Genomic DNA, 14,841 nt, shown 5'->3' with positions numbered 1-14,841 from the left:
ATGGGGGTTGCCTGCCGGTGAAAGGCGCCGAAAGTCCTTGGCAAACAAGGGATTGATTGACTACATTGGCTCCCATGACGGCGGATGCCGGACCAAAGGCGGGGGAGGAGCAATGTTTTCATGGCAACTGGATGACGAGCTGGCGCTCCTGTTTCTTCAGCCCGACATGGCCAGCGAACTCTTTCGCCTCTGCCAGCGCAATCGCGACTATCTCTCCCAATGGCTGCCCTGGGTGCCCCATATCCAGCAGCCCTCTGACAGCGCCACCTTCATTCGCCACGCCATCGAGAAATTTGCCCGGGGCGAGGGGCTGACCACCGCCATCGAATATCAGGGGGAGGTGGTCGGTGTCATCGGTTACAACCAGATCGATCAGGGGCTGGCCAAGGTCAGCATCGGCTACTGGCTGGCGGAGCGCTGGCAGGGCAACGGCATCATCACCCGGGCCTGTCAGGCCCTGATCCATCACGCCTTCGAGGAGATGGGGATGGAGAAGGTGGAGATCAGCGCCGCGCTGGAGAACGAGCCCAGCCGGGCTGTGTGCGAGCGGCTCGGCATGCAGCAGGAGGGGATCACCCGGCGGGCGGAGCGGCTGGCGGACAGGGTAGTGGATCACGTCCACTACGGTCTGCTGCGGGATGACTGGCTCAGGCTGCGGGAAAGGGATCACTGATGGCGTCCCGGCCCAGCCTGGTCGCTGGCACCCTGCATGGCCAGTATGGGAAGACACTGTGCTGACCCTGCCCCATATCGCCACGGCCCGCACCCGGCTGACCATCCTGCCCCCGGAGCGGGCCGAGCTGATGCTGGATTTCTACCGGCGCAACCGTACCCACCTGCAACCCTGGGAGCCGAAACGCGACGAGAGCTTCTACACCCTGGGTCACTGGCAGGGGCGGCTGCGCGACGGTTACGGCCAGTTTTTCGACGGCAGCGCCGTGCAACTGGTGGCGCTCGATCCCAAAGGGGAGCGGGTGCTCGCCACCTGCAACTTCACCCACATCATGATGGGCATGTTCAAGGCATGCCATCTGGGCTATGCCATCGACGAGGCACATGAGGGGCAGGGGCTGATGCTGGAGGTGGTGGCCGCCGGCATCGACTACCTGTTTCGGGAGCGCGACCTGCACCGCATCATGGCGAGCTATATGCCGGTGAACCGGCGCAGCGGCGCCCTGCTGGCGCGTCTCGGGTTCGAGCGGGAAGGCTATGCCCGGGACTACCTGATGATCAACGGCCGCTGGGAGGACCACATCCTCACAGCGCTGCTCAATCCGGCCGGTTAGGCAGGATGTGGTGTTCCTCCTGTGGGGGCAGTCCCTCGACAAGCCATGGGCGCAGGTCATCCTGGATCCTGGTTTCCCATGAGCTGGCGGCTTTTTCGCGGCAAGATCGCACTATCTGTGCGCCTCTCATACCCCTGACCCCAAAAGCGTGTAAAATTGCGCCCTGAATTTTCCCGGCCAGCAGCAGCTGGTCGCGACTCCATACATGCAAGGCTGACATTGTGACAGAAGTAGATAGATTCGCGGACATTCGCCCCTATCGCGATGACGAAGTGCCGGCTGCCATCGAGCGGCTGATCCAGGATGACGAGTTTATCGGCGCCATCGCCAAATACCGTTTCGGTTCCCTGATGAGCTGGCTGGGCTGGGCCATTCGCCCGCTGATCCGCCAGTTCCTGCGCCACAAGTGGGCCAAGGTCAGCACCATCCATCAGGTGCAGATGGGGGTGACCCGCTACATGAGTCGCATGATAGCTACCTCCACCCAGGGGGTGAGCTTCTCCGGCCTCGAGCATCTGAAGAAGGAGCAGGGCTACCTGTTCGTCTCCAACCACAGGGACATCGCCATGGATCCGGCGTTCGTCAACTGGGGGTTGCACACCCATGGCTTCGATACGGTGCGCATCGCCATTGGCGACAACCTGCTGCGCAAGCCCTGTGCCACCGAGCTGATGAAGCTCAACAAGAGCTTCATCGTCAAGCGCTCCGCCAAGGGGCCGCGGGAGATGATGAAGGCCCTCGGCGAGCTGTCTGCCTACATAGGTCAGTCGGTCCACGAGGGGCATTCCATCTGGATCGCCCAGAAGGAAGGACGCGCCAAGAACGGGGACGACAAGACGGATCCGGCCATCCTCAAGATGTTCTATGTGGACGGCAAGAAGCAGAAGATCGACTTCGTGGATTACATGCGCAGCCTCAACATAGTGCCGGTCAGCATCAGCTACGAGGTGGATCCCACCGACAAGGCCAAGGCGCGCGAGCTCTACGAGAAGTCGGTCAACGGCAGCTACGAGAAGGGTGAGTTCGAGGACATCGAGAGCATAGTCGCCGGCATCGTCGGCCAGAAGGGGCGGGTACATGTCTCCTTCGGCGCCCCCATCACAGAGGGCTTCAGCGATCCGGACGAACTGGCCGCGCTCATCGACAAGGCGATCTGGAGCAGCTATCGCCTCTTCCCCGGCAACTACCTGGCCGCAGATGTCCCCAATCGGGCCAGCACGACCGAGCAGGCCGCCTTCCTGACCCGCCAGTCGGAAGTGCCGGAAGAGCACAAGGCCATCTGGCGTGCCATGTACGCCAAGCCGGTGGAGAACGCCAGCAAGGTTTGAATGACACCGATTCGGTGAAAAAAACGGGAGCAGATGCTCCCGTTTTTGCGTCTGGTCAAAGTCGCTGGCAATCGACTAGTGAATAATATTGTTTCAACTGGTACGATCATCGGGTGAATGAGCGGGTATCTCTTGGCAAGGGGCGGGCGACTGTGCAACAGTGACCCGGCGCCAACAAGACGAACCAGGCGCTCTTCGAGTCTGCACGGATGGCAGGCGACGCTGGATAAGGACCTTTAGGGGTCCTTTTTCATTGATGGACAAAGATAGACGGCAGATATACCTAAGGATGCGCACCCCATGATCACCGGCAGTCTGGATACCTTGCAACGCACCCCCTTGCCCACGCCGCTGGCCCGCATCATGGCCGAGGTGGTGAAGAGCCTTGCCCACTGGCGTGAGGCGCCCCTTGGCAAGCAGGACATAGACGGCCTCAAGCTGTTCTGCCTGGTGAGCGAAGCGCTGACAGAGCCGGTCGCGGATCGCCGCGGCGAGTTTCATGAGCAGTATCTGGATATCCAGCTGCTGCTGCGGGGGGAGGAGTGGATCGGTGTCGGGCCCCATGCCTATGTGAGCGACGGTGCCGATCATCCCCACCCCGATCTCTGGTTCGTCGATGACGACCAGACCAGTTATCTGGCGTTGCAGCCCGGCGACTTTGCCATCTTCTGGCCGGGAGAACTGCATCGCCCTCTCTGTACCCTGACTACCCCAGGCTTGGTGAAGAAGCTGGTCGTCAAGGTCCACCAGTCGCTGCTGACCTCGGTCTGAGCCGCAGCGCCGGGTGCCCGGGCACCCGCCACGACAGGACCGCAGCTCGGTCCGTCCCGAATCGATGATTCGACGAGTTTGCCTGACGAAAGGTCGGCGCAAGACAGTTTGAACATGATGAGCGCGCCAGACCATGGGTCGGCGTTAGAGAGTTTGAAAGGATGAGCGCGCCAGACTATGGGTCGGCGCCAGACAGTTTGAAAAATTGGGCGCACTTTCCTGCGACCATAACGCCCCCGGCAGGGGAATCCCATCCATGTTGGATGACACGACACTGTCGGCATAAAGCCGAAGCACAGGAAGATGTAGAACATGAGCAAGTTGGTATTGATCCTTAACTGCGGTAGCTCTTCCCTGAAATTTGCCGTAATGGACGCCGAAACAGGTGAGGACATGCTGTCCGGCCTGGCCGAATGCTTCAATCTGGATGACGCACGTATCAAATGGAAACTCCACGGAGTCAAGGGCGAAGCCATGCTGGGCGCCGGTGCCGCGCACCAGGCCGCCCTTGACCACATAGTGGGTCAGATCCTGCCCCAGGATCCGACCCTCGCCGAGCAGCTGGTCGCCATCGGCCATCGCATCGTGCACGGTGGCGAGCAGTTCTCCCGCTCCGTTCGTATCGATGATGGCGTGATCGCCGGCATCGAGGCCGCCATTCCGTTCGCCCCCCTGCACAACCCGGCGCACCTCATCGGCATCCGTGCCGCCCTCAAGGTCTTCCCGGCCCTGGCCGAGAAAAACGTGGCCGTGTTCGACACCGCCTTCCACCAGACCTTGCCGCAGGAAGCCTACCTCTACGCGCTGCCCTACAAGCTCTATCAGGAGAACGGCATCCGTCGTTACGGCGCCCACGGCACCTCCCACCGCTTCATCGCCGAAGAGACCGCCAAGGCGCTGGGCAAGCCGCTGTCAGAGCTCAACATCATCAACTGCCACCTGGGCAACGGTGCCTCCGTCTGCGCCATCAAGAACGGCGAGTCCGTCGACACCTCCATGGGCCTGACTCCGCTGGAAGGGCTGGCGATGGGCACCCGCTCTGGCGACATAGATCCCGCCGTGGTCTTCTTCATGCACGACCAGCTCGGCTACAGCGTGGACGAGATCAACCATGTGCTGACCCGCGAGTCCGGTCTGCTGGGGATGACCGAGGTGAGCAGCGACTGCCGCTATGTCACCACCAACTACGCCACCGACGCCGGCGCCAAGCGGGCGCTGGATGTGTTCACCTACAGAGTTGCCAAGTATGTCGGGGCCTATGCCGCCGCCATGGACGGTCGCCTGGATGCCCTGGTGTTCACCGGTGGTATCGGCGAGAACGCCGCCATGGTGCGCGAGATGGTGCTGGCGCGTCTGGCCCTGTTCGGCTTCAAGGTCGATAAAGAGGCCAACAACGCCGCCGTGCTGGGCGGTGAAGGCCCCATCACGGCCGAAGGCAGCCGCCTGGCCCTGGTGATGCCCACCAACGAAGAGCTGGTCATCGCCCGCGATGCTCTGAGCCTGGTCGGCTAAGGCCCCCTCGCACCGAAGCAACGCCCGGCCTGTGCCGGGCGTTGTCGTTTCAGCGGCACATTGAGCAAGCTGTCATTTGACATGAGGGGCCAGATACGTACCCTGACGGCAGTTTCACGTCCCGGAGGTAGAGATGAAGGAGATATTTTTCAACTGGTTGTCAGGCCTGGGGGTCGATGTGACCCCTATGATGGCGCTGGTGATCGCCCTGGGCTTCATCGTGCTGACCGCGCTGGCACTGCACCTGGTGCTGCACCGCATCCTGCTGGTGCGCCTGGTGGGGCTGCTTGGCAAGACCAAGCAGGTGTGGCTGCCGCCCCAGCTGCAGCAGCGGCTCTTCTACCGGCTCGCCTTCGTGCTGCAAGGGGCCGTGCTGCTCGGTCAGGCTGAGATCTGGCTGCCCAGGGAGTCCGACAGCCTGCAGCTTATCGAGATGCTGGCCCAGCTCTGGATCCTGCTGTTCCTGCTGCTTGCCCTGTTCGCCCTGCTCGACTGCCTGCTGTCGGTGAGCCGTTATACCCGGCTCGGACGGGACCTGCCCCTGCGCGGCATCTTCCAGGGGGTGAAACTGGTGGCCAGCATACTGGTCGGCATCCTGATGATAGCCCTGCTGCTCGGCAAGTCGCCGCTGTTCCTGTTCAGCGGCCTGGGGGCCATGACCGCAGTGCTGATGCTGGTGTTCAAGGACCCCATCCTCGGTCTGGTGGCCGGGATCCAGCTCTCTGCCAACCGCATGCTGAGCGTCGGTGACTGGCTGCAGATGGACAAGTACGGCGCCGATGGCGAGGTGACCGACATCGGCCTCACCACGGTCAAGGTGTCGAACTGGGACAAGACCATCACCACCATCCCAACCTATGCCCTGATCTCCGACTCCTTCAAGAACTGGCAGGGGATGACGGAATCCGGTGGTCGGCGCATCAAGCGCAGCGTCAACATCGACATGACCAGCGTGCGCTTCCTGACCTCGGAGGAGCAGTTGCAGCTCAAGCAGGCCAAATTGCTGGCCCCCTATCTCAGCCGCAAGGAGCAGGAGCTGAGCAGCTACAACCAGCAGCTCAGCGACGCCATCAGCTGCCCCATCAATGGCCGTCACCTCACCAACCTCGGCACCCTGCGCGCCTACCTGGATGCCTACCTGCGCGCCCACTCCGGCATTCGCAAGGACATGACCCTGATGGTGCGCCAGCTGGCACCGACTTCCGACGGCCTGCCGCTGGAGATCTACTGCTTCACGGCGACCACCGCCTGGGCCGATTACGAAGGGATCCAGGCCGATATATTCGACCATATATTCGCCATTATTGGGCAATTTCATCTGCGGTTGCATCAATCTCCAACCGGTTATGACATGCATGCCTGGAAGAACGGCTGATTTGATGCTTGTTGCAGGATGAGGCCAGGGGAAAACGCCATATTAATCATCGACCCGTCACCACGTGTCGGTTGAAATTTGCGGTGCAGAGGAGAAAAATGGCGGCCTTCTCTTCGCCCCGGACGCGCAAGCCGCTCCCGGCCTGGCCAGAGTCCTGAATCACCCCAATATCACAGGAAAGTTATGAAGCTCCTCCACAATACGGCGGCTGCACTGTGCTGCAGCCTGCTCCTGACCGCCACGCCCGTGCTTGCCGTCGAATATGCCCTGCCTGCGGCCAATAGCCGCCTGGTGGGCGAGAACCTGGAATACGTGGTGCCGGCCGAAGAGGCGGGCCAGCCCCTGGAAGCGGTCGCGGCCAAGTTCCAGCTCGGTTTGACCAACATGCTGGAAGCCAACCCCAAGGCGGATCCCCTGCTGCTGCAGGCGGGCGAGAAGCTGGTCGTGCCGCATCAGCTGATCCTGCCGGATGCCCCCCGCGAGGGCATAGTGCTGAACGTCGCCGAGATGCGCCTCTACTACTACCCGAAAGGCAAGAAGGTGGTGGAAGTGCTGCCCATCGGCATCGGCCAGCTCGGCACCGACACCCCGGAGAACTGGGTGACCAGCGTGCAGCGCAAGAAGGCGGGCCCGACCTGGACCCCGACCGCCAAGATGCATGCCGAGTACGCCGCCCGTGGCGAGACCCTGCCAGCGGTCTGGCCCGCCGGCCCGGACAACCCCATGGGGCTGTTTGCGCTCTACATCGGCAAGATGTACGCCATCCACGGCACCAATGCCCAGTTCGGCATAGGTCTGCGTGTGAGCCACGGCTGCGTGCGGCTGCGTAACGACGACATCGAGTATCTGTTCAAGCAGGTACCGGTCGGCACCCGCGTCCAGTTCGTGAACCAGCCGATCAAGGCCTCGGTCGAACCGGATGGCAGCCGCTACCTGGAAGTGCACCAGCCGCTCTCCCGCAGCCAGGAGGAGTTCAACTCCAGCCTGCCGGCGCCGCTACCCATGACCCCGGCCGTGACGCGCTTTATCGCCCACGCGGACAGCGATTCGCAGCTGGTCAAGCAGGCCCTGGAGCAGCGCAGCGGCATGCCCATCGCCATCAACCGCTGATCCGGTTGCCCTCGATGTCGAGCCCCGGCCAAGGTCGGGGCTTTTTTATGATGGGTAAAGGAAGGGGCTGCCCGGGTAAGTCCTTGCACCGTCGGGATAAAATCCGGCCTAACCCCTCTTGATTGGTTACTTGATTAGGTGTGAAACGTTTTCTCTGTGTTTTTTATTTGTTAAAAGTGGTTGTGATCAGGCGATCTGCTGATTAATCTAGGCCGGTTTTTTAAGGAAGAGCCCGTCGCGAGAACGGGTACAAGAGTCACATAACGGAGTTTTGAATGACAGCTAGCACCCCAATGCTCATCACCTTCCTGGTGTACATCCTGGGTATGGTCCTGATCGGCTTCATCGCCTATCGCGCCACCCGTAACTTTGACGACTACATTCTCGGCGGCCGCCGCATGGGGAGCTGGGTGACCGCCCTCTCCGCCGGGGCCTCCGACATGAGTGGCTGGCTCCTGATGGGCCTGCCTGGCGCCGTCTTCATCGGCGGCATCTCCGAGAGCTGGATCGCCATCGGCCTCACCATTGGTGCCTACTTCAACTGGCGCTGGGTGGCCGGTCGGCTGCGGGTTCACACCGAGAAGAACCGCAACGCCCTGACCTTGCCGGACTACTTCACCTACCGCTTCGAGGACAAGAGCCGGGTGCTGCGCATCCTCTCCGCCCTGGTGATCCTGCTGTTCTTCACCATCTACTGCGCCTCCGGCGTGGTGGCCGGTGCCCGCCTGTTCGAGAGCACCTTCGGCATGAGCTATGACACCGCCCTCTGGGTCGGTGCCGCTGCCACCATCACCTACACCTTCTTCGGCGGCTTCCTCGCGGTGAGCTGGACAGATACGGTGCAGGCCACCCTGATGATCTTCGCCCTGATCCTGACCCCGGTGTTCGTCATCATCGCCGTCGGCGGCATCGACACCGCCATGGTGCAGGTGGCGGCGCAGAACGCCAGCAACCTCGACATGTTCAAGAACCTGGACTTCATCGCCATCATCTCCCTGATGGCCTGGGGCCTGGGCTACTTCGGCCAGCCCCACATACTGGCGCGCTTCATGGCAGCGGACTCCCACCACTCCATGGCCAGCGCCCGTCGCATCAGCATGACCTGGATGGTGTTCTGCCTGGGCGGCGCCGTGGCCATCGGTTTCTTCGGCCTCTCCTACTTCTCCACCTTCACCGAGCAGGCTGCCGGCGTCACCGGCAACCCGGAGCGCGTCTTCATCGAGCTCTCCAAGATACTGTTCAACCCCTGGATCGCCGGCGTGCTGCTCTCCGCCATACTGGCGGCAGTGATGAGCACGCTGAGCTGCCAGCTGCTGGTCTGCTCCAGCGCCATCACCGAAGATCTCTACAAGCCCTTCCTGCGCAAGAATGCCTCCCAGAAAGAGCTGGTGTGGGTCGGCCGCGCCATGGTGCTGGTGATTTCGCTTATCGCCATCGCCGTGGCCGTAAACCCGGAGAACCGGGTGCTGGGGCTGGTGAGCTACGCCTGGGCCGGCTTCGGTGCCGCCTTCGGTCCCGTGGTGCTGCTCTCGGTGCTCTGGTCGCGCATGACCCGCAACGGCGCCCTGGCCGGCATGCTGGCCGGTGCCCTGACCGTCATCGTCTGGAAGCAGTTCGGCTGGCTGGGTCTGTATGAAATCATCCCGGGCTTCGTCTTCGCCACCCTGGCCATAGTGGTGTTCAGCCTGCTGGACAAGGCGCCCTCCAAGGCCATGCTGGATCGCTTCGACGAGGCTGAGCGCGAGTTCCAGGCTCCCCCTGTCTCGGCTGAGCCGGTCATGGTGAGATAAATCACGCACGCTGAATAAAAAAAGCCCCGCATTGCGGGGCTTTTTCATGTCGGTCGGCGGGCTTACTCGATGCTGCCCTTGCCAAGTGACCGGCACTGCTGGGCCGGCTGACCGTAGCGCTCCAGCCTGGCTTCGTCCCCCTTGATCAGCAGCCTGAGATTCGGCCCCTCGTAACGGGCGCCGCTGGCGCTGGGGGCTTCAAAGGCGAGCACCTGCGACTGCTGCGCCCCTTCGCTCAGGTTGATCACGGCGGCAGGCCGTTTGGCCTCGTTATAGAAGTAGGTCGAGAGCCGGAGCTCGCCGTCGCACTGGTAGTCGACCGGGCTTGGCACCATCAGCTGACCCCCCTTTATCTGCAACTCTGTGATGCGCAGCTGGTAGCTCTCCTCCACGCATTGGCGCGAGTCGCTCTCTTTCCAGCACTCGTTGCGCCCCTTGATCCAGCCGCGCTGCATCGCCTTCTCCGTCTTCTGCTGCTCTGCCGACAGCTTGGCCAGTGCCTTGGGGTAGAGAGCCGCGAGTTCGTTATCCAGCGCCGCCAGCCCGGCGTCCTGGCAGACAAGCTGCTCGGCCGCGCCGTGGGCCTTGGCACAATCAAAGGAAGGGGTAGCGGCACTGGCCAGCAGCGGCATCAAGGCGAGGGTGCCAAGCAACATCTTGTTCATCGAAAAGGCTCCAGCAAGAGGGAATTGCCACTTACTACAGCACAAGGTCGCCGGGCCGCCGAGGACTTTTTCACCCCAGGCTCCCTTGCCCGTCTCTCTGGACCCCGCTGCCGACAACCCTCGTCACCAGGGTCGCCGCCGCCCTGACTCAGGTACGCCGCCGCGCCAGCCGCTGCGCATCATGGCGGGCGGCGGCCCCGGCTTGCGTGAGCCAGCGCTGGCGCGCCTTTTCATCCGAGGTGTGGACGGGCCCCAGATGCTGGCGGTGGGTCAGCTGTATGCCGCACAGCCCCAGTACCTGTTTGTCGAGGATGCGCGAGGCGGGATCCCCCAGCCACCAGCGGTAGTACCAGAGGGGGCTGTCCATGGTGAGCAGCAGGCGCGCCGTCTTGCCGGCGAGCAGGCGCTCGGGAAGGGCCTTGCCCTTCTGATAGCGAAAGGCAAACCCCGAGAGCAGCGTTCTGTCGAGCAAGCCCTTGAGCCGGGCCGGCAGGTGGCCCCACCAGAGGGGGGCGACGATCACCAGATGCTGGGCCTGCTTCAGGCTCTGCTGCAATGCCAGCAGATCGGGCTCGAGGGGCTGCGCCTCGTCATAGCCATGGTGCAGATCCGGCTCGAAGGCGAGCTCCCCCACGTGATGCAGAATGACCTCTGCGCCGCCCTCCTCGGCGCTGCGGGCATACTCCCGGGCGAGGGCATGGCAGAGGCTGTCGGGTTTGGGGTTGCCGTTGATGATAAGCAGCTTGGGTGTCATGGTGTGGCTCCTTGAAGTGAGCCCCCATTACACCCCTTGTCCCATGGGACAGAGTCAAGCCACCTTGTGCGCCCGTCCTGCAAGCCCTTGCTCAGCCTGCGGGAGCGGCTCGCTCTGGCCGGGGGCGCCATAGCGGCAGGGGTGCTGCGCCAGCAGCGCGGCACACTGGGTCAGGGACTGGTGTTGCCCTTGCAGCCTGGCCATCTCTGCCTCTATCTGCGCCAGCTTGCCCGCGATAAGCTGCTCCACCTTCTGCCAGGGAAACTGGTCGAGACTGGTGAGGCCCGCCAGCAGAGGGGCCAGCTCGCTCAATTTGCAGCCGAGCTGCTGGGCCTGGCGAATAAAGCCGACCCACTCCAGATCTTCGGCCCGGTAGACGCGATACTTGCCGCGCCGCCTTGGCTCGGGCAGCAGCCCGAGCTGCTCGTAGAGGCGGACTGCCTTGGGTGTGGTGCCCGCCAGCCGGGCAAATTCGCCGATATACATACTGCTGCTCGCTGAGGTTGTTCTAGTAGGGGCTCACTATAGGCCAGTGGCAGGGAGGATTGAATCCCCATAGGGGAGGGGAGAGTTGGATTGATAGGGATTAGGGGGTTACAGGGGACACCCATCTTGCAAAACAAGTCTGCTATCGAGATGGTGGGTATCCCAGATTTTTTCATGATCCGAATACGCTTCGTTATTAGAATCTACGAGTTAAAATTCATGGTTGTTAATTAATTAAATTTGACCAAAGTTTATGTAATAAATCAAATGACTGAGCTCCTTCATTTTTAATATAGTTATTAATCATTGCCTCAACATCTTTGTCATCAAGAGCTATGATATAACCCCTCTGATCTTTTGCTGTATCTTGGCATCTTTTATAAAGAAGGTCTTTATCTTGAATCTCTCTGCAAATTAGAATTCCAACTTTTCCACGGCTAGGTGAAAAGCGTCCAGATAATTGATCTACCTCTGGATTAGAAATATCTTTACCATAATTTTTACATTCCACGAAGATCTGAGGGCATGGGTAATGCTTGGATAACCAGTAAAAAAAACCTCCCTTGGCTTCATTAACATAAGTTATATCTATTCGTTTCCTACCATTATGGATTTTGTGTTGCTTTGTCGGATTACAGAGTGATGGATAGAACAGCACAGATAAAATCTTTTCTATTATATTCTCATATTCTTCGGCGGCCTCTCTACCGGTATGTAATGCTTTTAGTTGAGTTAGCAATAACTCTAATTGAGGCTTTTCGGTTTGTTCAATCTCAGAGAACTGTTCATGAGTAAGTGGACTAGATGGAGATTCTGCTTTAGCTTCACGGTACTCATCAAGAATATTAGGCCTAATCAGTGTTTGCTCTACTACGGCTAATTTATCTCTCCCATATTTTTCCTGAAGTACTTTTTTTGTTACCCGCTTATCTCCATTTTTCAATGTTTCAACTAGGGATGAATTTGCACGTAGATGCTCATCTTGCATTTCGGGTAATAAGAAGTATCGATAATATTCATCATATTGAAAGCTTAACCGATGTCTAACAATAATTTTGGGGACAAGAATAACTTTACCAAAGTTAGTCATTGGCAAAGAAACAAAGGTTTCCTCCCATAGCTCTTTTTGTGGATTCCATATTGGTCCAGATGCAACGCCTGGGGTCATTGGAATCCCATAATACATGCACATTTCTTGCGTATATTTAATTAGTGGGCCTCTAAGAATATTACAAACAGCATCAGAAATCATATCTGTACCAATGCCATTAATTAGCAATGCAGTATCTTCTAAGTCTTGTAATAACCCTGTCGATGCAGCTTTACTCTTTGTTAGCGCATTCCAAACGGATTTTGCTGATTCAGACCCAAAGGCATGGCCTTTAGATTCACCAACAGAGTAGCCCAGGTGAAACTCATTTCTTTCATTTAACGAAGATAATAAATATCTAGCTTTTTCATGTTCATCATTTTTAATTAGTCGTAAAACCACTTCAAAAAATGTCTGAAGTAATGAAGATAGTTCATTCCCCCATGCAGATTCAAGCGACTTAATAGAATTAGGATCGAGAAATACTGGGACATCTGTGTTTAATGGAATGTCCACAAAGTCTAGGTATGGCTGAGTTCTATTTAATTTAAAGAATTCAGAAACTCTCATACATACTCCTTTTATTTCGTGTAAGTGCTGCAATAGTTTTCTGGAGGGCTTTTAGCCGAGTTTTGAGATACTCCACCACCTCTCGCAGAAAGGTGGGTGTCCCAGAACTCACGCTTAAAAATAATATTATTATTCTAAAAATTGGATTGCGTAATTAGAAACTCCTCAAGAGTACAGTTAATGTTAGTTAAATAGATATCGTCATCATTTAGCTCTACTGTAAAGTAATGAGTTCTCTTTGGTGAAACTTTAGAAGAGTAAAACTCATAATATTCGCTATCATCTTCCACTTCATAGAATACGTGTACCGATTTAATGTTGTTTTTCTCAGACATTTCCCTAAGATCATTTGTTATCTCTCGTCTTTCTGTGTTTTTATGCCTTTTTTGAGTGTCGGAGTCAAAATAAAACCTGAAGGATTTCTCTATTACTTCGCCTTCTTGGTTAACCTTTATTTCATCAGTCATCGCATTAGCGATATTATAATGTATATTGTATTTGTTACCTGCTGCATTATTTGTTACTTTAAACAAGTTGAAGAAGATCAGTATGTCATTATCATCATTAGAAACATTATATAAGACATCACTCAATCCACCATGTACGCCATTCAAAGGCCTATTATTTGGGTTCTTTGTAACACCAACATATTCAACTTTAGTTGAATATCCAAGGTTTACACAGAAGTTCATGAGATAATCATGTATGGAAAAGCAAATACTATGGCCACTTTGATGAGTAAATATAATGAATCTTCCAGTTTCGTCGATTTTTGGAATCACAACATCCCTGTTTTCGTCATATAGCACATTTACAACAAACTCCTTTGGTTCTTTTTCACGCCCGACTAACACTCTCAACTTCATGAAGCCATGAAATGGAGTAAGTACTGGGAGTGTATCTGAGCAGAATCTCACTTTTATCCTAGAGCATATAAAGTAAACAAACCTTTTTTCTAGGCAACTCTCAACTTCTTCTTTAAGTTTTTTGACTTGATCAAATATGAATTTTCTAGTGTCAATTTCTTCATGTCCATTTACTAGTAGTTCGTACCAATACATTTGTGACTGTTGTAACTCAACAAGCCATTCTTTTTTTGAGCTTTTATAAATAGGATCATTAGAAAGAAAGTTTAAAATACCTCTATTCAACTGACTCTCCTTTCTTGGAATGTAATCACGTGGTGTTTGAAAAACGTCTATATAGTGACGGGCTTTATTGCCGTATATCTATGAATAAAACTGATTATGATCTGGGAAATAATTACTTATTTAAAAAGCTTGTATTTTCTCACTCAACCGGTTCCGTCGCTATGCGGAAATGTTCCCTTATCCAAGCTTGAGACTCACAAGGCTCTTTTTTGTGTGCGTCATCTCGTTAGCCGAAAGGTTACATCGACTTGTGGCAGCCGCGCTTGGAAAACTGCAAGGCTACCGCCCCTGAATTTCAGCTTCCAGCCTGCTGCTTTGTAACCAATGGGGATGGCGGAGAGGGCCCATGGGTGACTCCGACGAGGCTTGGATTGCCATTCGGGTATGGTAGCGGGACAGGGGCGCAGGGGAAGGGCGGGGTGATAAATGTTGGGGCGGGATCAACAAATTGGTCAGTACGACAGGGGGTGGTCCCCTTGCTGGGGGAGAGAAGCTTGTTCAGGTGCAGGGAAGGGCCGCAGCCCCTCCCTCAGGCCAGTGCCAGCGACTGGCGGGCGCGCCACAGCCGCTCGTGGAAGAAGAAGACGACGGTATTGATGGCAGGCTCTATCAACGCCATCACGCCACCGGTCAGCAGCTCGCCGCTCAGCAGGTAGGCGACACCGAAGGCCACCGAGAAGTGCACCAGGGCGAAGCTGCTGGTCTTGGCCTGCAGGCTGTGGTCGGGCTTGAGCCTGTGCCAGCCAAGGTCGTGAAAGTAGAAGGCGACGGTGTTGACGGCGGGCTCGATCAGGGCGATCAGGCTGGCGGTGAGCAGTTCGCCGGTCAGCAGGTAAGCCACTGTAAAGGCGACACTGAAGTGCAAAACGGCGAAGCTGATGGTCTTTTTCATGATGGTGTCTCCTCTGGCGATGAGTGCAGTATCACCCGGAATTACATCAAATGAAAACTAT

The 14,841-nt window shown here is 57.1% G+C and carries 14 protein-coding genes; 8 read left to right on the top strand and 6 right to left on the bottom strand.

Going from position 1 to position 14,841, the window contains the following annotated elements; all coding sequences use genetic code 11:
• Nucleotides 1-112: 112 nt before the first annotated feature.
• The 8 genes from WIR04_RS16495 to putP all read left to right on the top strand — a co-directional run bounded on the left by WIR04_RS16495 (nt 113) and on the right by putP (nt 9,172).
• Nucleotides 113-673, top strand: coding sequence for a GNAT family N-acetyltransferase (locus tag WIR04_RS16495; protein ID WP_025325892.1), 561 nt, complete (start codon nt 113-115; stop codon nt 671-673).
• A gap of 61 nt (nt 674-734) precedes the next feature.
• Entirely contained in the window at nt 735-1,286 is a 552-nt protein-coding gene (rimJ, locus tag WIR04_RS16490) for a ribosomal protein S5-alanine N-acetyltransferase (protein ID WP_338892614.1), read from the top strand.
• 221 nt (nt 1,287-1,507) lie between these two features.
• Nucleotides 1,508-2,614 (top strand): 1-acyl-sn-glycerol-3-phosphate acyltransferase, encoded by a 1,107-nt coding sequence (locus tag WIR04_RS16485; protein WP_307766509.1) that lies wholly within the window; start codon nt 1,508-1,510, stop codon nt 2,612-2,614.
• A gap of 300 nt (nt 2,615-2,914) precedes the next feature.
• Entirely contained in the window at nt 2,915-3,385 is a 471-nt protein-coding gene (locus WIR04_RS16480; protein ID WP_338888344.1) for a YhcH/YjgK/YiaL family protein, read from the top strand.
• A gap of 312 nt (nt 3,386-3,697) precedes the next feature.
• Nucleotides 3,698-4,897, top strand: coding sequence for an acetate kinase (locus tag WIR04_RS16475; RefSeq protein ID WP_338888342.1), 1,200 nt, complete (start codon nt 3,698-3,700; stop codon nt 4,895-4,897).
• A gap of 133 nt (nt 4,898-5,030) precedes the next feature.
• Nucleotides 5,031-6,272 (top strand): mechanosensitive ion channel family protein, encoded by a 1,242-nt coding sequence (locus WIR04_RS16470; protein ID WP_338888340.1) that lies wholly within the window; start codon nt 5,031-5,033, stop codon nt 6,270-6,272.
• 183 nt (nt 6,273-6,455) lie between these two features.
• Nucleotides 6,456-7,382 carry a L,D-transpeptidase family protein gene (locus WIR04_RS16465; RefSeq protein WP_338888338.1) on the top strand — a complete coding sequence of 309 codons (927 nt, stop codon included), beginning with the start codon at nt 6,456-6,458 and terminating at the stop codon, nt 7,380-7,382.
• A 275-nt stretch (nt 7,383-7,657) separates the two neighbouring features.
• Nucleotides 7,658-9,172, top strand: coding sequence for a sodium/proline symporter PutP (gene putP / locus WIR04_RS16460; RefSeq protein WP_025325899.1), 1,515 nt, complete (start codon nt 7,658-7,660; stop codon nt 9,170-9,172).
• Between the two features lie 62 nt (nt 9,173-9,234).
• On the opposite strand, the gene WIR04_RS16455 is transcribed toward putP, so the two are convergent.
• The 6 genes from WIR04_RS16455 to WIR04_RS16430 all read right to left on the bottom strand — a co-directional run bounded on the left by WIR04_RS16455 (nt 9,235) and on the right by WIR04_RS16430 (nt 14,780).
• Nucleotides 9,235-9,837, bottom strand: coding sequence for an MliC family protein (locus WIR04_RS16455; RefSeq protein ID WP_338888336.1), 603 nt, complete (start codon nt 9,835-9,837; stop codon nt 9,235-9,237).
• Between the two features lie 148 nt (nt 9,838-9,985).
• Nucleotides 9,986-10,591, bottom strand: a complete 606-nt coding sequence (locus WIR04_RS16450; RefSeq protein ID WP_338888335.1) for an NAD(P)H-dependent oxidoreductase — start codon at nt 10,589-10,591, stop codon at nt 9,986-9,988.
• Nucleotides 10,592-10,645: 54 nt separating this feature from the next.
• On the bottom strand, nt 10,646-11,077 hold the full coding sequence (locus tag WIR04_RS16445; RefSeq protein WP_338888334.1) for a MerR family transcriptional regulator: 432 nt from the start codon (nt 11,075-11,077) through the stop codon (nt 10,646-10,648).
• 226 nt (nt 11,078-11,303) lie between these two features.
• Entirely contained in the window at nt 11,304-12,737 is a 1,434-nt protein-coding gene (locus tag WIR04_RS16440) for a hypothetical protein (protein ID WP_338888333.1), read from the bottom strand.
• A gap of 134 nt (nt 12,738-12,871) precedes the next feature.
• Complete coding sequence (locus tag WIR04_RS16435; RefSeq protein ID WP_338888331.1) at nt 12,872-13,888, bottom strand: hypothetical protein; 1,017 nt, start codon at nt 13,886-13,888, stop codon at nt 12,872-12,874.
• A gap of 529 nt (nt 13,889-14,417) precedes the next feature.
• The gene (locus tag WIR04_RS16430) at nt 14,418-14,780 is read right to left on the bottom strand and encodes a DUF2061 domain-containing protein (RefSeq protein ID WP_338888329.1); all 363 of its coding nucleotides are present in this window, start codon (nt 14,778-14,780) and stop codon (nt 14,418-14,420) included.
• Nucleotides 14,781-14,841: the final 61 nt, after the last annotated feature.

It is taken from the genome of Aeromonas rivipollensis (assembly GCF_037811135.1).
In the GTDB taxonomy this organism is placed as follows: domain Bacteria; phylum Pseudomonadota; class Gammaproteobacteria; order Enterobacterales; family Aeromonadaceae; genus Aeromonas; species Aeromonas rivipollensis.
This window is presented reverse-complemented; position numbering and strand designations above follow the sequence as displayed.

Excerpts from the sequence above, each read along its gene's own strand:
- WIR04_RS16495 (WP_025325892.1), top strand. The coding sequence starts at position 113 with ATGTTTTCATGGCAACTGGATGACGAGCTGGCGCTCCTGTTTCTTCAG.
- WIR04_RS16480 (WP_338888344.1), top strand. The coding sequence starts at position 2,915 with ATGATCACCGGCAGTCTGGATACCTTGCAACGCACCCCCTTGCCCACG.
- WIR04_RS16475 (WP_338888342.1), top strand. The coding sequence starts at position 3,698 with ATGAGCAAGTTGGTATTGATCCTTAACTGCGGTAGCTCTTCCCTGAAA.
- WIR04_RS16470 (WP_338888340.1), top strand. The coding sequence starts at position 5,031 with ATGAAGGAGATATTTTTCAACTGGTTGTCAGGCCTGGGGGTCGATGTG.
- WIR04_RS16465 (WP_338888338.1), top strand. The coding sequence starts at position 6,456 with ATGAAGCTCCTCCACAATACGGCGGCTGCACTGTGCTGCAGCCTGCTC.
- putP (WP_025325899.1), top strand. The coding sequence starts at position 7,658 with ATGACAGCTAGCACCCCAATGCTCATCACCTTCCTGGTGTACATCCTG.
- WIR04_RS16455 (WP_338888336.1), bottom strand. The coding sequence starts at position 9,837 with ATGAACAAGATGTTGCTTGGCACCCTCGCCTTGATGCCGCTGCTGGCC.
- WIR04_RS16450 (WP_338888335.1), bottom strand. The coding sequence starts at position 10,591 with ATGACACCCAAGCTGCTTATCATCAACGGCAACCCCAAACCCGACAGC.
- WIR04_RS16445 (WP_338888334.1), bottom strand. The coding sequence starts at position 11,077 with ATGTATATCGGCGAATTTGCCCGGCTGGCGGGCACCACACCCAAGGCA.
- WIR04_RS16440 (WP_338888333.1), bottom strand. The coding sequence starts at position 12,737 with ATGAGAGTTTCTGAATTCTTTAAATTAAATAGAACTCAGCCATACCTA.
- WIR04_RS16430 (WP_338888329.1), bottom strand. The coding sequence starts at position 14,780 with ATGAAAAAGACCATCAGCTTCGCCGTTTTGCACTTCAGTGTCGCCTTT.